This is a genomic window from Candidatus Zixiibacteriota bacterium, assembly GCA_017999435.1.
Taxonomy (GTDB): domain Bacteria; phylum Zixibacteria; class MSB-5A5; order GN15; family FEB-12; genus JAGNLV01.
The window spans coordinates 398,108-422,744 of record JAGNLV010000001.1; the positions used below are offsets into that span (position 1 = coordinate 398,108).

15 protein-coding genes are annotated in these 24,637 nt (G+C 64.8%); 1 reads left to right on the top strand and 14 read right to left on the bottom strand.

The features are described from left to right. Positions 1-3: 3 nt before the first annotated feature. The 7 genes from KA261_01855 to KA261_01885 all read right to left on the bottom strand — a co-directional run bounded on the left by KA261_01855 (position 4) and on the right by KA261_01885 (position 15,433). Complete coding sequence (locus KA261_01855; GenBank protein ID MBP7696528.1) at positions 4-2,931, bottom strand: response regulator; 2,928 nt, start codon at positions 2,929-2,931, stop codon at positions 4-6. Further along, positions 2,928-4,250 carry a tRNA (N6-isopentenyl adenosine(37)-C2)-methylthiotransferase MiaB gene (miaB, locus tag KA261_01860; GenBank protein MBP7696529.1) on the bottom strand — a complete coding sequence of 441 codons (1,323 nt, stop codon included), beginning with the start codon at positions 4,248-4,250 and terminating at the stop codon, positions 2,928-2,930. The genes KA261_01855 and miaB overlap by 4 nt, the downstream gene beginning before the upstream one ends. Before the next feature lie 155 nt (positions 4,251-4,405). Beyond that, on the bottom strand, positions 4,406-6,634 hold the full coding sequence (locus tag KA261_01865; GenBank protein ID MBP7696530.1) for a putative Ig domain-containing protein: 2,229 nt from the start codon (positions 6,632-6,634) through the stop codon (positions 4,406-4,408). A 227-nt stretch (positions 6,635-6,861) separates the two neighbouring features. After that, on the bottom strand, positions 6,862-9,207 hold the full coding sequence (locus KA261_01870; GenBank protein MBP7696531.1) for a hypothetical protein: 2,346 nt from the start codon (positions 9,205-9,207) through the stop codon (positions 6,862-6,864). A gap of 368 nt (positions 9,208-9,575) precedes the next feature. Then, positions 9,576-12,077 carry an endopeptidase La gene (gene lon / locus KA261_01875; GenBank protein ID MBP7696532.1) on the bottom strand — a complete coding sequence of 834 codons (2,502 nt, stop codon included), beginning with the start codon at positions 12,075-12,077 and terminating at the stop codon, positions 9,576-9,578. Positions 12,078-12,400: 323 nt separating this feature from the next. Next, complete coding sequence (locus KA261_01880; protein ID MBP7696533.1) at positions 12,401-15,103, bottom strand: DEAD/DEAH box helicase; 2,703 nt, start codon at positions 15,101-15,103, stop codon at positions 12,401-12,403. 96 nt (positions 15,104-15,199) lie between these two features. Continuing rightward, positions 15,200-15,433, bottom strand: coding sequence for a hypothetical protein (locus tag KA261_01885; protein MBP7696534.1), 234 nt, complete (start codon positions 15,431-15,433; stop codon positions 15,200-15,202). A 397-nt stretch (positions 15,434-15,830) separates the two neighbouring features. Between KA261_01885 and KA261_01890 the strand changes: the two genes are divergently transcribed. Continuing rightward, positions 15,831-17,798, top strand: coding sequence for a hypothetical protein (locus KA261_01890; protein MBP7696535.1), 1,968 nt, complete (start codon positions 15,831-15,833; stop codon positions 17,796-17,798). A 160-nt stretch (positions 17,799-17,958) separates the two neighbouring features. Here the strand turns inward: KA261_01890 and KA261_01895 are convergent, their stop codons facing one another. The 7 genes from KA261_01895 to KA261_01925 form a co-directional block, all read right to left on the bottom strand. Then, a complete protein-coding gene (locus tag KA261_01895; GenBank protein ID MBP7696536.1) occupies positions 17,959-18,690 on the bottom strand; it encodes an energy transducer TonB in 732 nt (243 codons plus the stop codon). A gap of 222 nt (positions 18,691-18,912) precedes the next feature. After that, on the bottom strand, positions 18,913-19,692 hold the full coding sequence (locus tag KA261_01900) for an energy transducer TonB (protein ID MBP7696537.1): 780 nt from the start codon (positions 19,690-19,692) through the stop codon (positions 18,913-18,915). Beyond that, a complete protein-coding gene (locus tag KA261_01905; protein MBP7696538.1) occupies positions 19,692-20,345 on the bottom strand; it encodes a biopolymer transporter ExbD in 654 nt (217 codons plus the stop codon). The genes KA261_01900 and KA261_01905 overlap by 1 nt, the downstream gene beginning before the upstream one ends. A gap of 59 nt (positions 20,346-20,404) precedes the next feature. After that, positions 20,405-20,899: a biopolymer transporter ExbD gene (locus KA261_01910; GenBank protein MBP7696539.1), complete on the bottom strand. Its 495-nt coding sequence runs from the start codon at positions 20,897-20,899 to the stop codon at positions 20,405-20,407. A 3-nt stretch (positions 20,900-20,902) separates the two neighbouring features. Continuing rightward, the gene (locus KA261_01915) at positions 20,903-21,661 is read right to left on the bottom strand and encodes a MotA/TolQ/ExbB proton channel family protein (protein MBP7696540.1); all 759 of its coding nucleotides are present in this window, start codon (positions 21,659-21,661) and stop codon (positions 20,903-20,905) included. A gap of 44 nt (positions 21,662-21,705) precedes the next feature. After that, entirely contained in the window at positions 21,706-22,641 is a 936-nt protein-coding gene (locus KA261_01920; protein ID MBP7696541.1) for a hypothetical protein, read from the bottom strand. A 41-nt stretch (positions 22,642-22,682) separates the two neighbouring features. Beyond that, complete coding sequence (locus KA261_01925) at positions 22,683-24,602, bottom strand: tetratricopeptide repeat protein (GenBank protein MBP7696542.1); 1,920 nt, start codon at positions 24,600-24,602, stop codon at positions 22,683-22,685. Positions 24,603-24,637: the final 35 nt, after the last annotated feature.

Below are 24,637 nucleotides of genomic sequence, written 5' to 3' on the forward strand. Positions count from 1 at the left end.
AACTCAGATCGGTGAGATCTGCACGGCCGACCGAATGATCTCTGTAAGCTGTTCAATCCGAAAGGGTTTATAGAGGACCCGGACAATCCCTGCCTCCTCAAGCTGCGCCCGGTCGGTCGTCACCTCCCACCCCGTGACCAACACGATCGGCGTGTCCGGCTGAAGCTTGCGAATCTCCGCCGCCACCTCCAGGCCGGACATCCCCGGCATCGCCAGGTCGGTCAGCACAAGCGTGAACCGCTGCCGCCGCGCCAGCGCGATTCCCTCCGGCCCCGAGGACGCCACCGCCACCTCGTAGCCCATTGACTGGCTCATGGCCGCGATCAGATCGAGAATGACTGTCTGGTCGTCGATCGCCAGAATCCGGACCGCTTCCTTCGGACGGGCCGCCCGCGCCGACCCTCCCGGCGCCGCCGTCGGAAACTGGAACGACAGGTAAGTCGAGGGCTGGGTGTGGCGGTCGTGGGCGTAGGTGACGTCGCTATCGGCCAGGTAGCGCAGGAACGTATCCGATGGCCGCTGGCGGAGCGCCTCTGGGGCGCCCTCGTACTCGCCGAAGCCGGCCACCTTGTCGACCGGCGGGAAATTGCGGTGGTGCCGCGAGAGATCGAGGCACAGCCGGTCGTCCGACCGATACAGGCGCAGCGTGAGCACATCGTCGTCGGCCGCCGCCGCCCCGAACCGGTTGAGCATTTCTTCGACCAGTCCGTAGAGGCGTTCCTCGGCCACCGGCACGACGCCGTCGGCTTCGGCGAGCACGGCCATTTCGCGCGCCCGCCCGCCGGCCAGGTAGAGATTTTCGGCCACCTGCAGGCGGCGGAGCACCGCTTTCACCACCGCCCCGAGCGACTTGTCCTCGACCGCCGCCACCGCCGTCGACGGCGCCGGCAGCCGCATCCGTCCCAGCGAATCCTTCAGCGCTTTCGCCGCCTGTTCGGCCTCGGCGATGACGCTGCGGAGATGCTGCGCCACATCCCCCGTGAGATTGGTCCGCGTGAAAGCGAGTTCGGCGTTCCCGATCACGGCGGAGAGGTGGTTGTTCAACTCGTTGACCATCCGCCCCACGAGATCCTGATCCACGCCGCCCCCCGTCGTCTGCGCCTCCAGCACCCGCCGGTTGAGCTCGGCCACCGTCAGCCGCACCGAATACAGCGAGGAGGCCAGGGTGAGCAGCCGCTCCCACTCTCCCCGCTCGCTCTCGGTCGCGTCGTACAGGAGAAAGAGGGCCACCGCGGCCACGCGATCGAGCCTCAAAATGGGGCAGGCCGCGGCGAAGCCCGGCACGCCCTGCTCGCCGAAGAGCGCCTGCATCTGCTCGCGCGATCCCGATTCCAAAGCCTCGATCGCCCGTCCGACCGCCGCCCGGCTGAACACGAACCGCCCCTCGGCGCGGTTGGCCGCCTCCCCCACGATCCCCTCGCCCGGCAGCAAGCGGAGATCCGCCGCCCCCGGCGCGCCGCCGACAGCGGTGAACGAGCCGTCGTTCTCCCGACGGAACAGGACGGCCAGACTCCCCGCCGGCAGCGCCGGGGCCATGTGCGCCGTGAAGAAATCGGGCTGCTTGTCGGGCTCGACGTCGACATCGAACCGCAGCAACTGCAGCACCGTCTCGAACCCCTTCCGCCGCGTCAGGTCGAGCCGCTCGGTGTCCGCCCGCTGGAGCGCCAGCCGGGCGAGACCTCCGAACAGCTCAAGCTGTTTGAGATCGTCATCGTCGACCCGGAACGGCCCGTCCTCCCGCCGCAGAAGGAGCGCGCTCGCCTCCCGCCCGCCCAGCGGCGCCACGAGACTGGACACGGCCACGAATTTCCGCCCGCCGTCGCCCACCCCCTCCTGGTTGATCACGAGCGGCTTGTTGCGGTCGAGCGCATCCACCAGCGCCGTCCGGTAATTCTCCGAAATGTCCCCGAGCGATTCCGACCCGCCGTAAAACTGCAGCGCTCCGCCGGTCAGCCCGAAGAGGTGGACGGAGCGGCTCTCGGCGACGCCCGCGAGCGCCCGGCAGAAAGCCGCCACCCCGTCGCGCGCGCCCAGGGCCGCCGTTGCCGCCCGCAGACGGGTCGCCAGGTCATCCCCCCGCTGCGCCCGCTCCTCGCTCTGCCGCACCGCCGCTGTCAGCTCCCGCTCCAGCCGCGCCGACTTGATCTTCTCCGCAATCCACTCCGCCACCGGCTGTAAATACCGGATCTCCGCCCGGCTGAAATAGTGCTCCGCCTCGGCCACCAGCAGGATGCCCCCGATCTTCTCCATCCCCGACACCAGCGGCAGCACCAGCACCGACTGAAAGCGCGAGGGCCGCTCCGCCCCCGAACGCTCGATGAAGCTGAAACTCCGACCGAGAATCGGCTCGCCGATATCGATACTCTGACTGACGGTATTCCGCTGGAGCGGGAAATACTCCAGCAGCGCGGTCTCCTCCTGGGAGAGCCCGACCGAGGCGGTGAGTACGAACTGCCGGTGCTTCCGGTTGAGCAGGAACACCGCCCCCGCCGCGTCCGGAAGGTGCGACACGATCTCCCGGATTGACATGGAGAGCAGGTCCACGAGTTGGTACGGTCCGCGCGCGTCCCGCTGGAGGTTGTCGAGGATCGACAGCTTCTGGTCGCGCACCTCGATGTCCTCGCGCCGCGTCTGCCACCCGTCGGCATAGAACGCCAGGCCCGCCGCCGCCAGGAGCAGCCCGGCGAGGATCACGGCAAAGTGCGCGAGGTCGAGATAGGGGTAGGCCGCGGCCACGAACCAGTCGGCGTAGGCCGCCGTCTGCCGCACGCCGTGCCAGACCGCCGCCGCCGTGAGCACCGCCCCGCCCGCCACAAAGAGCCACCTCCCCGCGGCCTCCTCGTCGGCGAACAACCGCAGCCGCACCGTGAGAAAAATCACGGTGAGCGCCACCGCCGCCGGCAGGAGGATGATCGGGAGATGCTCGATCATGCGCCGGCCTCGACCATCTCGCCGTGGAGCGTGAAAGCGTCGGCGGCCGCGATGCGCACCGCCACCACATCGCCCGGCTTCGCCCGCCCGCTGTCGAACAGCACCGTCTTGTTCCCCTCCGTGCGGGCGCGCAGCACCCGCGGGTCGCGACGCGACGGTCCCTCGACCAGGGCCGAGCGCACCTGCCCGACCTCGCGCTGGTTCCGGGCGTGGGAGATCTGCTGCTGGAGCGCGATGAGCGTGTTCAGGCGGCGGATCTTCTCCGCCTCCGGCACGTCGTCGGCCGAGCGCGCCGCCGTCGTCCCCGGCCGCACCGAATAGCGGAACATGAAAGCCGCGTCGTACTCGATCCGCCGCACCGCCGCGAGCGTCTGTTCGAATTCCGCCTCGGTCTCGCTGGGAAAACCGACAATGAGATCGGTGGTGAGCGCCGCGTAGGCCAGCCGGGCGCGGATGTAGTCGATGATCTTCAGGTAGTGTTCGAGCGTGTACGCACGCCCCATCCGCCGCAGGATGCGGTCGCTGCCCGACTGCAGCGGGAGGTGGATGTGCGGCATGATCTTCGGCTCGTCCGCCATAACGTCAACCAGCCGCCGCGAGAGATCCTTCGGATGCGACGTCATGTACCGCACCCGCTGCACCCCGGTCTCCCGCGCCACCCGCAACAGCAGCTCGGGAAACCCGATTCCCTCCCAGGCGTAGCTGTTCACGTTCTGCCCGAGCAGGGTCACCTCCACCACCCCCTCGTCCGCCATTTTGCGGACGGCGTCGAGAATGAATCCGGCCGCGTGGGCCCGCTCCCGCCCCCGGACGTACGGCACGATGCAGTACGTGCAGTAATTGTCGCAGCCCCGCGAGATAGTTACAAAGCCCGAAAAGGGCGTCTCTTTGACCGGGACGATCGAGTCCATATCCTCGTGCCCGAAGGCCGTCATAATCCGCGGCGTCCCCTCGATCCCCTCGAGGACGTCGGGCAGCTCGAACAGCCGGTCGGTACCGAGCACGATGTCGACCTGCGGGGCCCGGCGCACCAGTTCGTCGCCCAGCCGCTGCGCCATGCAGCCCACAACCGCCACCTTCACATGGGGCTTCCGCCGCTTGAGTTGGGAAATCTCGCCCAGTCGGCCGAACACCCGCTGTTCGGCTTTCTCCCGCACCGAGCAGGTGTTGAGAATGAGCAAGTCAGCCTCGGCCGGACTGGCCGCCCGGCGGTATCCCCGCGTGAGCAGCGAGGCGGCCAGGGTCGAGGAGTCCGCCAGATTCATCTGGCAGCCGAAAGTCGTAATGTGGAACGTCCGTATGTCCCTGGTGGTGGCCATCGCTTTTCGAATTCCTTTGCCGGCGAGAACGGTCGCGCGCGGACTGCCCTAATGATACCTTTTTCCGGCCTCGGCGCAATCAAAAACCCGGCCGAAAACGACGACGGCGGCCCCGCCGGGAGGCCGCCGCCCCAACCCTCATGGTCCCCCCTGGGTCAGTTCACACACCCGGGCAGAGGCGCCGGTCCCCCCCGGAACAGGTGCGCCACCAGGTAGGTCACGTCGGCCACGCTGATGTCGCAGGAACCGTTGACATCCGCCGAGTTGAGAATCACCGGCGGCTCACCGCCCCGGAAGAGAAAGTCGATCAGCAGCGTCAGGTCGGCCACGTTGACCTGCCCGTCGTTGGTCACGTCCCCGGGCTTCCCGGCGCTCGGCGCCGCGTAGAGCGTGAAATCGACCTGGTCGGTGTAGCTGTAACTGTTGTCGTCCACGAAAACCGTAAAAGCAAACCGCCCGGTGTCGCTCGTGGTCCCGCTGATCACGCCCTCGTTGGAGAGGCTCAGACCGGTCGGCAGACTGCCGGCCGTCACCGACCACGTCTGCCAGCCGGAGCCGCCCCGCAGCTCGATGGTATCGGTGTAGGCGCTGTATTGCCGCACCGTATCGAGACCGTCGCTCGGCGTGATGACGAACATGTCCCAGGCCAGCCGCTGCTGCGACTTGATCATCCAGTTCATCGGGTCGAGACTCAGCGCCGAGGGGTTCGCCGGCAGATGAATCTTCGTCCGCTCGATCTTCTCGTCCGCCCACACCGTCACCGTGTCGCTGACCCCGGTGAACGTGAACTTGATCGGCATCGTGAACACCCGCGGCTCGGTGGTCTGCACCTGCCGGACGCGGAGGTAGACGTCCCAGCCGCCCCCGGCGGCCGGCTCGCTCATCCAGTACCACCAGAAATTCGGGTAGTACGTGCCGTAGACCCACTCGTTGAAAAACCAGTCCAGTTCCACCCCGGTCGCCGCTTCGAACACGTTCTTGAAATCCTCGGTGGTCGCGGCCTTGAACTGGTAGGGGGAGTTGTAGTAGGCGTGCACGCCCGCAAAGAAGAGCGAATCCCCGAGCACCCCGCGCAGCGAGTGCAGCACCCACGCCCCCTTGTCGTACACGCGGCTCGTGAAAATCGCATCCGTACTCGAAGTGTCCTGGCAGTAGACGGTCCCGCCGGCCGTGAAGTACATGCCTATCATGTGATTGATGTAGGCCGTCCAGCCGCCCAGCGCCTCGTAATAGAGCGCCTCCGCGTAGGATGCCCACCCTTCGTTCAGCCAGATGTCGCGCCAGGATTTGCAGGTGATCAAGTCCCCCCACCACTGGTGGGCCATCTCGTGGACTATCACCGTCGTTGACATGGAGAAACTGTTGGCCGTCAGCGAGGTCATCGTCTGATGCTCCATCGCCCCGCCCCAGGTAAAGTGCGCGTGCCCGTACTTCTCCGTCGCAAACGGATACGGCCCGAAAACGTCCGAGAAAATCGTCAGCGCCCCCGGCGTCACCGCGAAACTCGACAGCGAGGCCGTGTACCAGCTCGGGTACACGGCGTACTCCAGCGGCATCGTGTCGGCGCCCCCGTTGTACACCCATTGGTCGTACCACACCTGGAACTCCGAAATCGCCAGCATGAACAGGTAGGTCGCCATCGGATAGCGCACCCGGTAGTAGTACGTGTGCGTGTTGCCGCCGTGGGCTACCATCGAATCAAGCGTGCCGTTCGAGGCCGCGTAGAGCGAAGTGTCGACCTCGATGGCGATGTTGAACGAGTCCGCCTTGTCGTCCATGCGGTCCTTGCACGGCCACCAGGTCCGCGCGAAATAGGGCTCCGACAAGGTCGAAATCGCCGTGTACGCACCGTAGGTGCCGAACGTAAACGCGCCGAACCCGGCCGATTCCGTCGGGTGGCCGTGGTACCAGAAATCGAACGCGAACTGCTCGCCCACCCGGTAGGTGCCGTCGAGGTCGATCGTCACCACGTTGCCCAGGCGGGTGAAAGCCAGTTGGCCCGAGGAACCGACGATCGAGTCGATCGTCATGTTGAGGAACAGATCGACCTCCACGCTGCCGACATTCCCCTCGGCCGCCGTCGCCACGAACGTCACCCGCCCCCACACGATCTCGGTGGTGTCGTTGATCCGGAGCTTCACATCGTAGAATGTGACGTCGTAGTTCGTCTGCGTGGTCGCTTCGGACCCGCCGAGGAGCTGTTTCAGGGCGGTGCGCCGCTGCAGGTCCCCCGCCTTGGCCGCCGCCAGACGCTCGTGAATTTCCGACGCCGGGGCGGTGTTCCAGTCCCGGCTCTCATCGTCATCCCCGAAACCGGCGGCCGTCGCAAGCAGCACAAGCGCCGCCAGAACCGCCAGGATGCGTGTCACCGATGCTGAGCTCAATGGTGCCTCCAAACTCTCTATGGACCGATCACTTGTTATTCATCGTCGGCGGACCAAGGTACAACTGTATGTACGGGGAGCGTCGATCGTTCCGCAAAATAACCGATCCGCCCCGTAAGTCAAGGCCAATTCGGCTGTTAGCCGAGGCGCACATTTTGCCCCGCGCCCATAGAAAAACGCCGCGGCTTTCCGCCGCGGCGCCTCTCCAGCCGGCCTTCACCGGGCCGTCACTTGTACGGGTTCCAACACGGTATAGGACCGTTGCGGAACAGATATTCGATGAAATACGTGAGGTCGGCGATATTCACCAGGTGGTCGCAGTTCAGATCCCCGACCAACTGCGTCGGCTGCGGCTGGGGACCGCCCCGGAACAGGAACGAAATCATGTAGGTGAGGTCAAGAACGTTGATCACCGAGTTGTAGTCGCAGTCCCCATGAAAACGCCACACTTTCAGGCGCACCCGGATTGTGCCCGGGCTGTTGGAGGCCGAGGGAGCGTACAGCTTGATCGAATCCGGATACTCTCCGAACAGGAACCCGTCCGAATTCACCCCGAAGATCAGCGACGCCGGGTTGATCCCGGAGGTGTCGGAGGGGAACAGCCAGGGGACGTTTTCCACGATGTACCACGGCATGCAGCCGCCGAATTCATTGTGAATCGCCATCCCGATATCCGGCAGCGGCCCGCTGTTCTCCTGCGCCGGCACGACAAACGAGCTGTTCGAAACCCAGATCTTGGGCTGCTGCGTCGGCGGTATGACCGAGTACTTCACGATCACCGTGTCCGCCGGATTGGTCGATTTCCGCGCCGTCACGACAATGGTGTCGTAGTACACCCCGATCGGCAGATTCAGGAAATTCGCCTGGACCGAGACGGTCGCGGGCGCCACGTTGCTCAGGGTCGAGATATCGAACAACTCAGACTCCCAACCGAGCACAAACTCCATCGGATCGTCCCCGCCGGCATTGTCGACGATGAACCCGCCGACCGGCGGCAGGTTGCGTATCCCCATCTCGCACTCATACAGCGTCAGGCGCACGGTGTCGGCGGTCACGATCATGAGGGCGGGATCGGACACATAATGGAACAGGAAAACCACCGGGAAGGGGGAATTGATGGCCTCATTCGAGTACACCCAAAGCGTGTCGTAGTAGTCGACCCCGGCATTGCCCGCGTTCAGCTTGAACGTGACCTGGACGTCCAGCGGCGCCGCCCCGGACATCGGCGACATGCTCAGAATTCGGCTGGCGTTTTCCTCCAGCCAGAAATTCATTGCCCCCGCGCCGTCATTCCGGATCGTTATCGTCCACGGTCCGACCTCCCGCGCCGGCCACGGCACCACGACGTAGTTGAACGCCGAATCGACCGCGATAATCGGCAGATCCGACCCCACCGAGAGCGTCACCGGAACCCGCACCGGGGTGTTGGTCGCCCCCGCCGCCGTAATCACCACCGTGTCGTAGTAGGTGTTGAAGGCCAGCCCTGTGATATCCACCGACACCGTCACCGCCGCCGAGTCCGTCCCCGCCATCGGCGCCAGCGACAACCAGCCCTGGCTGTGGCTCAGCGTCCAGTTGAGCACCTGCCCGCCGGTGTTCTTGATCGTCAGTGTCTTCGGATCCGGGTTCGCCCCGCCCGCGACGGCGTTGAAAAAGAACGCCGTCGGCGTGGCCGCGATCGTCGGCGGCGGCTCCTGCACCAAGAGCACCACTTTCACCCACTGCGGCGTGTTGGCCGCCGCCGGCGCCGCCACCATGACTGAATCGATGTACGTGGCGGGGGCCAGGCCCACGATGTTCGGCAACACCGTGATGCTCCGCGGCGTGTTCCCCGCCAGCGGACTCACCGCCATCCAGGTCGACGTCTCGGTCACCGTGAAGGCCAGCGGCTCGTTGTCCGAACTGATGACGAACTGCTGCCCCGACGGCGCCCCGCCTCCCTGCACGGCCGAGAAAAACAGCGAATCCGGCGTCACGATCAGGTTCGACGGCTCGGCGCAGGAAGTGTCCTTGTACCGCTCCCGGCCCGTCCAGTAGGGAATGATCTCGTTGTTGTTATCGTCAACCAGGTTGAATTCCGTCCCTGGCTGCCAGAACAGCGTGTCGATGGAGACGGTGTCGCATTCTCCCCAGCTGCTCAGGGTGAAGAAGTAGCTCGCCCAGAGGCGACGGTTCGGCGCCGGCTGCAAGCCGACTGAAAAAGCCGACAAACCGCCGAAAATGAACCGATGGTTGGTGTTGGTCAGCGCGATGTTCGCGTTCTCGTAGTAGAAGGTCCCCAAATCGAAAGCGGTGCGGATGTCCGCCGGCGAATTGGCGCTGTCCATCTGCAGGTTCGGGTTGATCCACTTGAACCCCATCGTCACACCGAATATGGTGTTGGCGTCCGTGAACCCATACAGATCAGCCCGCAAATGCAGTTGATTGGTGGCGTGGTCCGGCACCACGGAATAAACCAGGTCGATTGTGTCGGCGGCGCCGGCATCATCCGGATCCTGCTGAAACTGCGCCGCCGCCGGGCCGGCGCCCGCCAGCAACAGGATCAGCATCAGCACGAGCAGCTTGCTTTTCATCGGTGTGCCTCCATGCGAATTCCGTTTATCGTCTCTTTAACCCCGGCACCCCCCCGGCGGCGGGCCGTCACTTCCGCCACGGGCCGAAGGGCCGCACCTACTGATTCCCATAACCGCCGCGTGTATCGGGCCGACCAGACCTTCGGACCGCTCTTCCCGCACTCACTTCGATTGACACCTGACGTCTTGCCGGTTCATAACTCTGAGGTTGACTGCCGGACACACGGAGGACTTTCTGCCCATTACACGCTGCTTAAATATGCTCCGACGGCCCCCGCCTGTCAAGGGAAATAGAGACCCCGCGGGGCGCAATCGCCAACCCCGGCCCTGCCTGAGCCCCTCCCGCACCCATGAATTGGAATGTGAGACTACCGCGTGCGCGGACGCTTGGTCGAGGGCTTCCCGCCCGGCTTCTTCGACACCTTGCGGGCCGCCGCCTTCCCCGCCGACGACCGCCGCTTCGCCTTCTCAATCTCCTCGGCGAAGATCTTCTCGAGGGTATAGGCCGACGGTGTGAAATCCAGCAGGCACAACTCGAACAACTCGTCCACCCGCTCTATGAATCGGAATGCGGTGCGGCGAAGGATTTCTTTGGGCAAGTCCTTCAAATCCTTCTCGTTCTCCTTCGGCAGCACGACCGTGAGAATCCCGGCCCGGTAGGCCGCCGAGACTTTCTCCTTGATCCCGCCCACAGGGAGCACCCGTCCCCGAAGCGTCACTTCACCCGTCATCGCTATCTCGTTGCGGATCGGCCGCTCGGCCATGAGCGATGCGATCACCAGACACACCGTGATTCCGGCCGAGGGTCCGTCTTTGGGGATTGCCCCCGAGGGAAAGTGAATGTGAATGTCGAATTCGTTGAAGTCGTTGAAATCAATCCCCAGTACATCCGCTTTTGACCGGACATACGAATGGGCCGCCTGTATCGACTCCCGCATCACGTCCCCGAGCGACCCGGTCGTGATGATCTGCCCGTCCCCCTTCATCTTCAACCCTTCGATGAACATCAGGTCCCCCCCCGCCCCGGTCCACGCCAACCCGGTCGCGCACCCGATCTCCGGCTTGGTTTCCGCCTTCTCCGGTATGAACACCGGCTGCCCGAGATACAATTCGATAGTGTCCGGCCGGATCACCCAGTTCTTGCGCGGCTTCTCCGCCTTCTCCAGCGCGATCTTGCGCAGAATCTTCTCGATCTGCTGCGAGAACACGAGCAGCCCCGCCTCCATCGTGTAGTTGGAGATGATGCGCGTCAGGGCCTTCGTCTCAAACTCCACCTCCGCCTTCGACAACCCGTGTTTGCGCAACATCTTCGGGATGATGTACTTCTTCGAGATGACGATTTTTTCTTTTTCGATATAGGCGGGCAGTTCGATGATGTCAAGCCGCGGCACGAACTGCTCGGGGATCTCCTCGAACGACCGCACCGAGCAGATGAAGAAGGCCTTGCTCAGGTCGAAGGGCACCCCGAGGTAGTTGTCCAGGAAGGCCTTGTTCCACCGGCTGTCGATCGCCTCGAGGAGCACCATGTTGACCGAGGAGTCGTTGTCCATGTTGAAGTAGTCGATATCCTCGATCAGGACAACCGGGTCACAGCTCCCCGCGTCGCGCATCGCCCGGACGATTTTCCCGGGCATCGCCCCGAGGAAAGTCCGCGGCGAACCCTTAATCTCCGACACCTCCGAGATCCCCCCGACCGAGATCCGCACCAGGCGCTTGCCCATGGCTTTCGCCATCGCCTTGGCCAGCGACGCTTTCCCCGTCCCCGGCGCGCCGATCAGACACAGCGTCGGCCCCTCGCTCGTCCCCCCGAGCAGCTTGCGCACCGACAGCCGCTGCAGGATCTGCTCCTTGAGCTGTGTCGGACCGTAGTGCTCCGCCGACAAGACCCGCGCCACCTCCGCCATCGAGTAGTCCTCCGGCGTCACCTTCCCCCACGGCAGCGACAACAGCCAGTTCAGGTAGTTCTTGGTCACCCCGTACTCGGCCGAGGCGGGGGAAAGCTCCGACAGGCGGTCGATCTCGATCGTCGCGCGCGCTACCACGTCGGGGGGAAGGCTGTTCGACGACTTGATCTGGTGCCGCAGGGCCGCCGCCTCCCGCTCCTCCGAGGGATCCTCCCCCAGCTGCCGGCGGATCTCCGCCAACTGCTGCCGCAGGAACACCCGCCGCTCTTCCTCGGCCATGTTCCTTCGGACATTTTCGTTCACCGAGGCCGCCGTCGCCACCCGCATCAGTTCGCTGTTGAGCGAGGCCAGCAGGCGGTCATAGCGCATTGAGAGATCGACCGATTCGAGGATTTCCTGCTTGGCCGGCAGCGGGAAGTGGAATATCGAGGCCGCCCGGTCCGCCAAGAGTGACGGATCCTTCTGGTTCATCTTGAGCACCGTCACCTGCTCCGGCGAGTAGCTCGGGTCGAGATGGGTGATTTCATCGACCACGTCGATGACCTGCCTGACCTTGGCCGCGATGTCCTTGTCGGGGCCCGCCGGGTCCTCGAGAAACAGCACGGTGGCCGTGAGGTAGGGATCCTGCCGGACTACCTCCCCCAGCACCGCCCGCCGCAGCCCCTCGATCGTGACGATCAGCGAATTCCCCACGCCCTTCTGGATGTCGCGGACCGCGGCCAGCACCCCCACCTCGTGCAGCGCCCCGACGTCGTCGCCCCCGCGGCGGGACAGCGTGAACGACGCCACAAACTCCTGCTTCCTCTCGTGGCACTGTCGAATCAGGTCGATGCTGGACCGCCGCCCGACCTGGATGGTGATCATCGAGCCCGGGAACAACACGCCGGTGAGCAGCGACAACACCGGGTACTGCTGCTCCTGGTCGGTAACGAGCACGGGGAGCTTGTTTTTGCTGCGTACTATCATAGCGATGGGGCGAGGAACATCGGCGGCTTCCTCGCTTCAACTAGTTTTCGACAAATCAGGCACGTTGCTGAACGATTGTCAAAGCATAATTCCGTTGCGCCACCGCACTTTATACGTACCGCCGGCCGGCTCCGGCGGCTTCCCGGGCCGCGCCCCCCTGTCACCTCCTGCCGCGCACCCCCGCCCAACGCGCAAAAGCGGGGCAGGAAAAAATCCTGCCCCGCCGGCGAACGCTCCCACCGCCCCGGACGAGGGGGATCCGGGCGCCGCGAGGGATACGTCAATTGTCTTGTCCGCGTCCCGGCCGGTCCCGCCGCCCGGTCTCAGTTGACCGCCGACTCGGTCTGCCCCGCAAACAGCGACCGCACCTCCCAGTCGGGGTGGTTCCGCAGCCGCTCAACATTCAGCCGGATCCTCCCCGCATCGGCGTTCAACCGATAGTAGCCCAGACGGTTGTTCTCGAACACCTCCCATTCCGAATCGAGACGTTCGTTGATCTCGTTCTTCATCCGGTACAGGTAGCGCGCCTGGTTGAATCCCTGCTCAATATCCTCTTTGTACATCCACCCCCCGTCCCGCTGCACACGCGACCAGGCCAGCCGCGTGAAGTACTTGAACGATTTCCCCGTCAGCCACACCGGCCGGCCGTCCACCCGCACCAAATACCGCTCCCGCTCACATGATCCGTCGATCTCCACCGACGCCGGCCGCGGCCCCGACCCGCGCACCGGATAGGGTGCCACCCGCGAAAGAACCTCCGACTGCCGCATACTTACCTCCTTCTTCCACTCCATTATCCTGGCCAGCAATTTCTGCAGTTTGCGCTCCTGCTTCACGATCTCCCCCAGGTCGGTCGGGTCGTGTCCGATCAGGTCGGGCACCCGGACAATTCCCGCCTGCGCCAGCGCCGCAAAATCGGAGCGCGCCAGGATATCGCGGAAGGCTGCGTGCAGCCCCTGCAACTCCGGGACGACTCCGAAGCGAACGCTGAACACGAGCGGGCGGAGTTTGTCTCCGCCGCCGTCAAGATTATCGAGCAACCCGGCAATGCCGCTCAGCAGGTGCGCGGCTGTATCGCCGATCGCCATGATCTGCCCCGCGTGGACCCGGAATTCCTCCTCCAGCTCCCTGACCGGCGTCATGCGCCGCCACTGCTCCAGCAGCAGCGCCGCCTTGAGCGCGCCGGCCGTGCGGTACTCCGTCAGCCCTCGTCCCCCCGGCTGGCCGATCAGCACGCGGGCGGATGCGAGCCAATGGTCACAGCGGCGGTACAACCGCCGCAGCGGGCCGTTGTCCGCCAGTTCCTGCCGACTGAGCAGTCCCGCGGGCAACTCCCAGTCGGGCCCGCTGAGCGCCAGCGCCAGCCACCCGAATTCCTCGGCCGGCCGACTCTCCCGCAGCCGCCGGGTGTAATGCACCGCCTGCGCGCAGGTCAGCCCGGTCTGCACGGCGGTCTCCCCGTCCGGGGTCGGACGCACCAGGCCGTCCGGTTCGCGCCCGGCCACTCCCTCCCGCGTCAGCAAGTCCAGAACCGCCTCGAAATCGGGGGGCGGCGCCTCCGGCTCCGTCACCGCCCGCAGCGAGCGCCGGTAGACGGCGGCCAGTCCCGCCGCATCGGCCGCCAGGCCGGTCGCCAGCACGTGCAGCGCCCAGTCCGCGAGCGGCATGGAGTCGAACGCCGACCGCACCGATGTGTATTCTCCGGAGGCGATGTAGTTTTCCCAGAGGATATCGCCCTCAAATTCCGACTGGGCCAGGGCCACCGCGCGGCCCGGCCGCACTTCCGCCCGGGCCGCTCTCCCGGCCCGCCCGGCCATGTTGTCGAACTCCGCCCGGCTCACCGGCACGAGCGCGGGCCGGGCATCGCGCCGCCCCCCGGTGTACTTGACCGTCTCGAGATACACCGTGTCGGCCGGCAGGTCCACCCCCATGGCCAGCGTCGTTGTGGCGAAGATCACCCGCACCTCCCGCCGGGCAAAACTCTCCTCCACCGCCCGGCGCTGCCGGGGGGAGAGATCCGCGTTGTGGAACGCCACCCCGCGCGCCATGACCCGGCGAAGAATGCGGTTCAACGCCGAGGGCTCCTCTTCCGCCAACTCCGCCGTTCCCTGCTCGGCCGCCGGCCAGCCGACCGCCCCCGCCAGCCGCATGGCCGCCTCGACCGTCTCCCGCCGCGACTTGAGAAAGACAATCGTCGATCCCGGTTCCTCGCGCAGCCGCTCGATCAGGCTCTCGAACAGATCGCCGCCCGGCTCGCGCGCAAGGACAAACGGCTCGCTCGCCTCCCGCCCGGAATTGAACGAGCGGTAGCGGAACGCCCCTTCGGCGGCGACCCCGCGGAGGAGATCGACCGGACGGCTGCTCTCGACCACCAGCCCGGCCTCCAGCCACTCGGCCAGCCGCCCGGCCGCTTTCTCCCCTTCGCCGATCACCGCAGACAAGCCGAGCAGTCCCGGCCGGTATGCCGATGCCCGCACGCACGTGAGCAGCCGCTCGAGCACAGCGCCGCGCCCCGGCTCCGACACCGTCTGGATTTCGTCCACGACCAGGAGCCCGATCGCGCGCAGGACTTCGAGACGGGTGCCGAGCAGACCATCGAATTTCTCGAAAATCGCCACCGCGACGTCGTAATCCGATTCCGCAAAAGCACGGTCGTTTTCGGGATAATCGCCGCTCGCAATCAGACACCGCAGGCCGAGCGCCCCGAACGTCCCCGCCAGCAGGCGGTGTTTCTGGTCGGCCAGCGAGCGAAGCGGCACGAGCACGAGCGCTTTCCGCCGCCCCGCCAGTGTCCGGGCAACCGCCATCTCGGCACAAAACGATTTCCCCGCCGCCGTCGGCGCGCTGATCAACATGCGCAGCGGCGCCGCTTCCTCGGCCCGTTCCCCCGGCGCGCCCAGCAGACCCCGACGGACCGCCCGGCTCTGCACCGGCAGCAGCGTCTCCCCCTGCCGCTCCCGCCAGAGCTCAATCAGCCGGCGGGGAATGCCATATGGCGCCAACTCCTCCAACCGTAACACACTCATCTGTCCTCCCGCTTCCGGCCGCACTCCGCCGGCCACTCAGCATCTCAGTGTCCCTCTTCGCCTCGCCCTGCACCGCCCGCAACCGTCCGCCCGTCGTCAGTTGCACCCGCCCCACCCGCACATGGGGCAGGTGAAACAAGCCCCCGCGCGAATCATCCCGCTGCTGCAGTCCGGACAGGTGGCGGCATCGAGGTAACAGCAATCGCCACCCCCCGCCACCGCCGTGTTCATCCAGTCAAATGAACTCTCCGCCCCGAACAGCGGCACCGCCCCCGCCGCCTCCCGGGGCTCCCGCCCCGCCTCGCCGGAAAAAAGATTCTCGCCTGTCATCCTCGCCTCCTGACGTGATTAATCTCCGTTTCTCCCCATATACTGCACATTTGTGCCCCTGTCAAGCGAAAAGTGCAGGGTGGCCGAAGAATAACTGCACGCATGAGCAGTTATCTATGTAAATAAGGGAATAACAACGGCTTAGAAAGTCCGAACGGGCAGAGGGGGCGGCGGCGCGGAAGCACCGGCCTGCCGGTCGGTCCCCCGCACTCAGCCGGTCTGCTGCTTCCCCCACAGCTTGGCACCGATCCAATGGGAGACGGCCCGAACCGCGCCCCCATCGGCAGTTTCTATTGAATCTGGACAAACTGGTCGGCGGCGCTATATTGAATCGTCAGTCCAACGCAGAAGAAGCTCACACACGTTTTCGAATACGTCCGCGAACGAGGAGATGCGTATGCGCACAGCCTGTTTCGCCCTCGCCGCAGCCATGCTGCTGGCGACAGCCTCCACCGCGTCGGGCGCTGAGGTCCCTGTTCTGTTTTCCTACCAGGGGCGCCTGACCGACAACACCGGTGTTCCCCTCGACGGCTCCTACACCATGAGGTTTGCCCTGTACTTCGACACCGGCGGCACCGTCAACCTCTGGACCGAAACGCGGCCCGACGTTCCCGTCGCCGACGGCCTGTTTGAAGTGGTGTTGGGGAGCGTGACCGAGTTCCCGGACAACATCTTCTCCGGGCCGATCCGCTATTTGGGCATCACCGTCGTGGGCTACCCTGAGGGCCGGCCGCTGACCCCGATCGTGAGTGTCCCCTATGCCTACCGGTCCTCGCTTGCCTGGCGGGCGGAGAGCGTGGCCGATGACATCATCGCCACCGCCCAGGTCGTCGACCACTCGATCCTGGGCCAGGATCTTGCCTCGAACGGGGCCGCCCCCGGCCAGGTGCTCAAGTGGGACGGTTCCACCTGGATCCCCGCCCAGGATCTCACCGGTTCCTCCCTGTGGCAAAACCCCGCCCACATCCTCAAGCCGGTCGATCCCGCCGACACCCTCGACGTGGGACCGTACGTGCACCTGCCCTCAACCTGGGACGCACTCTTTTTCAACGGCAAACTGAACGTCGCCAGCAATCAGACCGCAGTACGCATAGGGCAGCCCTCCGGCGGGGTGAGATCTCCGGCGCTGTCTATCTTTGCCGAGTCCGGGTGGCCGATCTATGCCCATGTCGGAGACACCTTCGGCGTGACCTGGTTGGGTCCGAACGCTGCCATAGTCGGCAGCAGCCCCGACATGGATGGCCTGGCGGGAGCTTTTTTTGCGAAAGGCCAATGGCCGGCTCTTCTGGCACAGCATTGGAACGGCGGTGTGGCTTTTGAGGCTTACTCCTTGAATCCCTGGGATTCTGTGTGCGCCCGCTTCGCCGGCGGTCGCGGGATCAGCGTCCAGTCGAGTCGTATTCGAAACGGCTACTTCGAGGCCCTTTACGCGAGCACCTCCCCCGACGTCATTGTGGCGGTCGAGTACAGTGGCGATTCCACACTTAAGGCCGATCACATCGGCGTCAAATCCACCGCCCGCATCGCCGATTACTGGGGCGTCGGCGGTCGCTTCGAAGGCGGCTACATCGGCGCCCAGGGCATAGTCAACGGGGGCGGCTCCAACACGTATCAGGCCGTGAAGGGCGAAGCTTACTCGACCGGCGCGGGCAATTGCTATGGGTTTCACGGTTATGCCATCTCTCCCGGTTACAACTACGGGGCCTACGGCTATGCCTCCGGCGGCTACTACGCGTGCGGCATATATGGAACGGCCAACAGCGCCTCCACCAATTGGGCCGGGTATTTCGTCGGCGACATTGAAGTCACCGGCAACATTTGGAGGAGCGGTGCCCTGTCGCGTATCGACCACCCTCTGGACCCCGACAACAAATACCTCCAGCATGCCCAGGTCGAATCCCCCGAGATGCTCAACGTCTACAGCGGCAACGTGATCACCGACGCCTCCGGCTATGCGACCGTTACTCTCCCGGACTACTGCGAGGCGTACAACCGCGACTTCCGCTATCAGCTCACGGTGATCGGTGATTTCGCGCAGGCAATCATCGCTGAGAAGATCAGCGCCGGACAGTTCACGATTCGTACCGACAAGCCCGGGATCGAAGTCTCCTGGCAGGTGACGGGCGTCCGCAACGACCTCTACGCGCAGGCCCACCCGGTCGATGTGGAAGCGGCAAAATCGTCCGAGGACCGCGGCAAGTATGTCCATCCGGAGTTGTTCGGCAGGGACGCGGAGTGGCGCGTCGGCCCGCCCCCGCCCGACACCGCGGCCCTCGCGGCGAAGAACCGCAGGATCGACGAGACCGCCCGCACCGTCGCGGGGAAGCCGCCGGAACCTTTCCCCGCCCGCACCAACAACCGCTAGCCGCGCCCGTCGGCTCCGCATAGAAAACCGCCCCCCGGCTGGTCGCCGGGGGGCGCTCGCTTTCGGCGGCCGCGGCCGCTGCGACTGCTGCACCGGCCCACGGGGGGATCCTTGCCGTCCCGGCTCCGTGAGCCGTTCAGGGGCGGCCCGAGCGAATCGGTCACAGCTCAAACGTGTACTTGATCGTCACCCAGAGCTTGATCGGCCGCCCGTTCTGGATCCCCGGCGCGTAGGTGCACTTCATCGCCCACGCCAGGGCCGCTTCGTCGAGCGCCGGCGTCCCGGTCGACTGCGCCAGGCGCGCCTCCCGCGGCTTCCCCTCCTCGTCGAGCAGCACCCAGACCTGGGCGGTCCCGGTCGCCCCGATCATCTCGGCCAGCCGGGGATAGTCCCCCTTGTACTGCTGGACCAGGCGCGGCGGGATCTCGGTCGGCACGAAGGTCGTCGGTTCGGGGATGAACTCGCGGACGGCGGTATCGATGATCACGCCGGTCGCTCCGCCCGCGTCCGCGCCCCGCCCGAGATTCTCCGCGATCTCGCGCGGCGACGCCATCACGAGGTCGCGCTCTCCCGCATACTCCTCATCCGGCACCGGCGTCGGGATTCCCACCGCCACCGCCTCCTGGCGCTGCGGCTGCGGCACGGCGAGCTCCGGCACGTCGTAGACGATGCTCTGGGGCCGAAGTCCCCCGAGATCCATCATCGAGATCACGCGCGACCGGTCGGGCGGGGGGGCGGGCTCTTCGTTCGCCGGCCAGAGCGTTCCGGCCAGGACCGCCGCGCCGACCGCCAGCGCCGTCAGCAGGTTCGCCGCCGCCAGGTTTTTCTGGTAGGCCGCTTTCATCGCGTATGCGCCGTAGGGCGCGTACAGCGGGTTTGCCTGGTTCGCCATACTTGGCTCCTCTCACTTCGAATACCGAACCTCCGTCGCCTCTGTCGAGAGTACCCGCCGAGCCGGCGATTCTTCCCTGAAACGGGCGGCCGGGTCTGCGGGGACGCCCTCACTAGAGTGACGGAGAAGCCGGGGCAATCGGGGAGCGGAAAATGGCCAAAAGAGAAGCGCCCGCCGAAGCCGGCGGGCGCCCTGTAAACGGAGAGTGAAAACCGATGTCGGCTACTCGTTGAGCCGGAACTCAACTTTGTACGTTACCCAGACCTTGATCGGCCGGTTGTTCTGGATCCCCGGCCGGTATTTGCGTTTGTGGGCCGCCTCGAGCGCCGCATCGTCCAGCGACTGCGTGCCCGAGGACTTGGCGAGAATCGCCTTCATGACATTCCCCTGCTCATCCACCAGCGCCTTGACGTAGACGTCGCCGGTGATCCCGGCCTGCCGGGCGAGCGGCGGGTAATCCGGTTTCACCTCGGAGATGACCTCCGGCTGGACCTCGACCGGGACAAAGTCCTCCGGGGCGGGGATGAAATCCTCTTCCTGGATGTCGACGACGATGTCGCCGGAACCGGCCGCTTCCGAGATGCTCGGGGCGGTGATTTCCGCCAGCTCTTCCTGGGTCGCGATCACCACGTCCTCGTCGACCACTTCCTCGTCGGCCACCGGCTTGGGAATACCCACTTTAGGGGCGGCCACCTGCGGCTGGGCGACCTGGACCTGCGGAGGCTTGCGGGCGATCGAGGGAGGCGGACCCAGATCGGCCACGGTCTTGATCACCACCTGCGGCACGTCGGAGTAATCCTCCTCGGGCAGGCTCGAAATGATCGCCGCGACAATCACGATGAGCGCCACCACCGAGGTGGTGATGAGCGTACCGAAGAGGAAATTCCGCTGGTACTTGGCCTTCATCTCGAAGGCGCCGTAGGGAGAGTAGAGCACGCTCCACCCGCGCCCGCCGGCCGCCATCGCCAAAGGCCCCTTGTCGGACCGCGTTGTCTCTGCCATTACAACAGCCCTCCTAACCGGGCCTGCGCCTCGGCCGCTTCCTGCACTTTGTCGTCGCGCGCCATCCACTCGCCAATCGCGTACCGGTAGGAGAACTTCTCGTCCTTGCTCAGCTCGTCCAGTTTCTTCCGGAGCTTCTTCGCCTGATACTCGTTCCAGGAACGTTCGATCAGGTCGATTTCGTCGAGAATGTCCACCATGTCAGCGTAGCTGCCGTCTTTATGGATCAGGATCAGCGTGTTCAGTTTGGGGTTCAATCGGTTCTGGTTCACCAGCAGCCCGCGCAGCGTGTCCTCCCACAGGCGGTAGGGGATCGTGTCGGGGCGCTGGGGATCCGGCGGCAGCAAGAGGGGCAGGTTGTCGGGCGTCGGCGTCTTGAGATTCCACCAGTAGCGACCCTGGCCGTCGACCCGGATCGTCAGCAGGTTGGACTCCTTCACCTCGATCTCCTGATCCATCTGCTCCGCGGGCGGGAGGTTGATCTCCATCGCCTGCGGCATCGAGAACACGGTCGAGACCATGTAGAAGATCAGGAGCAGGAAGGCGATGTCCACCATCGGCGTCATGTCGATGCGGATCGCGATCCGGCGTTTTTGCCGCCGCAGACCTTTCTTCTTGCCCTTGGCTTCCCGTTGTACTACTTCACCGGCCATATTGTCTCTTCACTCTCCTTCCGGCGCCGCATCCGGCGGCCGTTCCGGTGCCGCTTGGCTCAGCCTTCAAAGATGACGCGCTCCATCCCGCCGGCTTCCGTCTCCTGGTCCGTAATGATGAGGAACCGCTCGAGGTTGTTCTCCTGCATGGACTTCATGATGTCCTGCATGATGCCGAAACTGGCCGCCTGGTCGGCTTTGATCACCACCAGCGACTTGATGTTCTTGGCGCGCGCCTTGAGGATCTCCTGCGCCACGTTGTATTTGTCGGCGGTCCGCACCCGGCGCACCGTCGTCGTGACGTCCTGACCCTCGATCGTGATGGTCGCCTTCTCCACGTAGTCGACGTAGATCGAGTCCAGCTTGGACACGGTAATGTTGATGATGTCCTTGTCCGGCAGCTCGATCTGCGAGTGCGACTTCGGCAGCTCCACCGCGCGGGCTTCCGGCGGCTTGAACTGCGTCGTCGCCATATAGAAAATCAACAGCAGAAAGGCGATATCCACCATCGGCGTCATGTCGATGCGGATAGCGACCCGCCGTTTCTTCGCCATACCTTAGATTCCCTCTTTCTGCTTGAGAATCTGCATCACTTCAAAAGTCGCCTCGTCCGTCGTGTAGTTGAACGCGTCGACCTTGTTGACGAAGAAGTTGTAGAAGAAGATCCCGAGGATACCGGAGAGCAGCCCGCCGGCCGTGTTCACCAGGGCCTCGGAAATCCCCACCGCCAGCTGCTGCGCGTCGATCACGCCGCCCTCGACATTCCCCGTCGCGGCAAACGCCCGGATCATCCCGATCGTCGTCCCCAGCAGACCCACCATGGTCGCGATCGAGGCAATCGTCGACAGCGCGATCAGGTTACGCTCCATGAGCGGTCCCTCGAGGGCGTTGGCCTCTTCGATCGCCGACTGGGTGAGCTGGATGCGCTTCTCCGGCGTATACTCGGCGTTGCCCTTGATCTCGCGGTAGCGTTCGACGCCGGCGCGAAGCACGTTCGCGGTGGTGCCGCGCTGCTTGTCGCAGGCCGCCAGCGCACCGTCGAAATCGTCGTTCTGAATCAGGGTGACCAGCTTCTTGAAAAACACCTGGACCGACCCGCGGCCCTTGGCCACCTTATAGAGCGAGAGGTAGCGCTCAATCACGAACACGATGAGCATGATGAAAATCATGATCAGGAGAACGACGAGCGGCCCGCCCTGGTAGATCGAGTGGACAATCGGCGTTTCCGATGTCCGGAACACCCCGTACCACAGCCCGAACCCGATGGCGAACGCTATGATAGCGTTGAGCGCGACGAAGATTGTCTGTTTAACCACTGAAATGGCCTCCGTTTCCTTTTATTGCACACTCACCAACCGACTTATATTTCCGCACCCTTCGCCGCCGCCAGGATCGAGGCCGCCAGCGCGACGATCAATCCCCAGGACAGCACCCCCAGCAGCACGCCCGGCCCGTAGCTGTCGCCGAGACTGCTGTACTTCTGCGCCGCCAGACTCCCGTACTCCCCGCCGAAAAACGACAGGAACACGAGCAACCCGAAAATCGCCAGCAACGCCCAGTGGTAGCGCAGAATGCGCTTGAGCTGCAGCGCCTGTTCGTCCGCGGTTCCCTTCCCCGCCCACAGATTGTACAGCGTGTACACCGGCAGGGCGAGACAGAGGAGGATGAAAGCGATGATCAGCACACCCGAGAGCATAAGCCCCAGCCCGGAGGAGAACACCACCGACCCGGCGCCGCCGATTTCCGCCAGCGCCCCGAGGCCGGACACGCGCGTGTACTCCCGGTGGACCTGCCTTCGGGCAATGAATCCGCTGATGACCTCCTCGGAGGGACTGACCTGCTCGCTTTGCACGCTGGACGGGGATGGCGCTCCGGGCGCCGCCGTCTCCCCGGCCGTCGTTCCGGCCGGCGCAGCGGCCGCCGGCGTGGCCGGCGCGTCCGACACCGTCAGCCCCCCCTCGGTGATCGCCTCGCGCGGCGCGGCCGCGGTATCGACCACTTCATTGTAGACCGCAAACCACGGAAAGAACAGAGCAATAATCATTACCGCACAGGCCAGGGTCAGCACGATCTTGTCGATCCACGTGACGCGCTCTTCGAACAGCTTGCACTCTTCCCGCGTCACCTGCCCCTTGCGGCGCTTCTCCCGAATCGCCTCCACGAGCTTTGTCCGTTCAGCCTCGCTTCCAAACAGATCCTTGGGCTTGCCCGGATAGACCTCAAAACCGATAAACTTGAACCGCTGGTCCTCTGATACTTGCCTGGGCGTGTCCTGTTGCTTCACCTTTTCAGCCATTAACGCTCCTACCAGAAAGACGCCTTACACAATACACAGCCTTAGAATTCAAACTGAGTCTCGTCCCGGCCCTTCTTCGCCTCGGCGTTGTTCGGATCGCACTTGAGCACCTGGCCGTACCACTTGTTGGCCTGCTCGAAATCGCTCGTCCCGTCCTGCCTGGCGTCAAGCTTCGCCGCCGCCCGCAGGTGGTAGGCCTGGGCGATATACAGCATGGTGGTCACGTCCGCGCACGCCTTCTGGGCGCTGAAACACTGGTTGGCCCGCGTGAGATACTCGATCGCCTTGGTGTAGTCCTTCGTGCACACGCCCCCGAAGTATGCGTAGCCGAGCGACTTCAGCGCCTCGCAGCTCCCCGGATCCAGCTGCAGCACCCGCTGGTAATACTTCACCCCGTTCTCGCAGTCGCCGAGGTTGTACAGGTAGACGTAGGCCACCCGCTTGGCCACCGCCGTGTCGGCCGGCTGGTACTGCATGTACTGGAGCATGTACTCGGCCCCCCGCCGGTACATCACCGTCGGGTCGACCGGATCCGCCGGCGCCGTCCCCGGCTCCACAAATTCCTCCGCCCCGCCCGATTCGCCGCCCGCCTGCTCGGCCAGGTTGAGCGCGCAGAAACCGGCGTTCTTGTAGACCGCCGCATTGCTCGAGTCAATCCCGAGCGCAATCCGCTTGTCGTAGTAGGTCATCGCCTGGTCATAACTGCCCAGGGTGTGGTACCCGACCGCCGTGTAGTACACGATTCGCGCCTGCGTCGAGTCCAGCGCCAGCGACCGCTTCCAGTACCCCAGCGCCGTCGTATAGTCGGCCGCCTTCTGCCCCTCGTCGGCGTGCTCCCGGTAGAACCAGCAGTCCCCGAGCATCTGGTAGAACTCCGCCTCGTTGACCGACGACGTGTAGCCGTCCCCCTGCTCCTCCACCCAGGCGAGATGCTTGGTGAGGAAGTCCCCGCCCCTCACGTAGTCCTGCGCTCCCCAGAGCGCCCGGCCGTAGTAGTAGTAGATGTCCCGCGGCTCATAGGGGATGGCGAGCACCTTGTCGAAATAGACGATCGCCGAATCGAAGGCGTTGAGATTCAGGTAGGCCATGCCGAGTTCGAAATACGGCCGCACGTGGGCCGAGTCCGGCTGCGCCTGGCTGAGTTCAAAAAACCGCCGGTACGATCCGACCGTCTCTCGGAACCGCTCCATCCGGTCGGCCCGGACGCGCGAGGAGAGCCCGGCTTTGAAATAGATCTCGCCCGCCCGGCGCCAGGCCGGGGCGTGCGTGCTGTCGGACTGCAGCACCGTCCGCAGCTTGTCCATGGCGCAGCTGTAATCGCGCAACTCCAGGCAAGCCTCCGCCCAGTGGTAGTACACCTCGGTCGAGGCCGTGTCCAGGGTCAAAGCTTTCTGGTAGTAGGTCACCGCCAGCGGCGCCACCCCCTGGTTGAAATACGCGTCGCCCAGATTGATCCAGTACGACGCATTGAGCGAATCTTTCACGGTCGCCTGCTGGAAGAGCTTGGTCGCCTCGAGATACTGCTTGCGCGCCATCGCCACCAGCCCGAGACCGTTGTCGAACATCTCCGGCCTGTCCTTGCCCGCTTTCTTGCGCCCCTCCTCGAAGGCCCGCTGGGCCTCGTCGAGGCGGTCCAGCGCGAGGTTCGTCAGCCCCAACTGGTACCACGACGCGATATGCCCCGTCTTGCGGTCGAGCGCCAACTGAAACTGCTCCAGCGCCTGCTCATACCGCTCCTGGTTGAAATAGATCATGCCCAGGATGTAGTAATTGTAGTGGTAGGCGTTGTCCAAGCCGATTTGCGCGCGAAGCTGCTCGATCGCCTTGGCCGTGTCGCCGGCGTTGAGCATCTGCTGAATCTCCGGCTTGAGCTCCTCGGCCGCCGCCGGATTCCCCAGCGTGGCGAGCATCGCCACTACCAGCATCCAGACGCATGCGCGTGTGTAAATCGTTGCTTCCAAACCTTTTTCCCTCATTAACTTCCTAAACAGATTCG

Coding starts and splice junctions, on each gene's coding strand:
- KA261_01855 (MBP7696528.1), bottom strand. CDS start 2,931: ATGATCGAGCATCTCCCGATCATCCTCCTGCCGGCGGCGGTGGCGCTC.
- miaB (MBP7696529.1), bottom strand. CDS start 4,250: ATGGCCACCACCAGGGACATACGGACGTTCCACATTACGACTTTCGGC.
- KA261_01870 (MBP7696531.1), bottom strand. CDS start 9,207: ATGAAAAGCAAGCTGCTCGTGCTGATGCTGATCCTGTTGCTGGCGGGC.
- lon (MBP7696532.1), bottom strand. CDS start 12,077: ATGATAGTACGCAGCAAAAACAAGCTCCCCGTGCTCGTTACCGACCAG.
- KA261_01880 (MBP7696533.1), bottom strand. CDS start 15,103: ATGAGTGTGTTACGGTTGGAGGAGTTGGCGCCATATGGCATTCCCCGC.
- KA261_01885 (MBP7696534.1), bottom strand. CDS start 15,433: ATGACAGGCGAGAATCTTTTTTCCGGCGAGGCGGGGCGGGAGCCCCGG.
- KA261_01890 (MBP7696535.1), top strand. CDS start 15,831: ATGCGCACAGCCTGTTTCGCCCTCGCCGCAGCCATGCTGCTGGCGACA.
- KA261_01895 (MBP7696536.1), bottom strand. CDS start 18,690: ATGGCGAACCAGGCAAACCCGCTGTACGCGCCCTACGGCGCATACGCG.
- KA261_01900 (MBP7696537.1), bottom strand. CDS start 19,692: ATGGCAGAGACAACGCGGTCCGACAAGGGGCCTTTGGCGATGGCGGCC.
- KA261_01905 (MBP7696538.1), bottom strand. CDS start 20,345: ATGGCCGGTGAAGTAGTACAACGGGAAGCCAAGGGCAAGAAGAAAGGT.
- KA261_01910 (MBP7696539.1), bottom strand. CDS start 20,899: ATGGCGAAGAAACGGCGGGTCGCTATCCGCATCGACATGACGCCGATG.
- KA261_01920 (MBP7696541.1), bottom strand. CDS start 22,641: ATGGCTGAAAAGGTGAAGCAACAGGACACGCCCAGGCAAGTATCAGAG.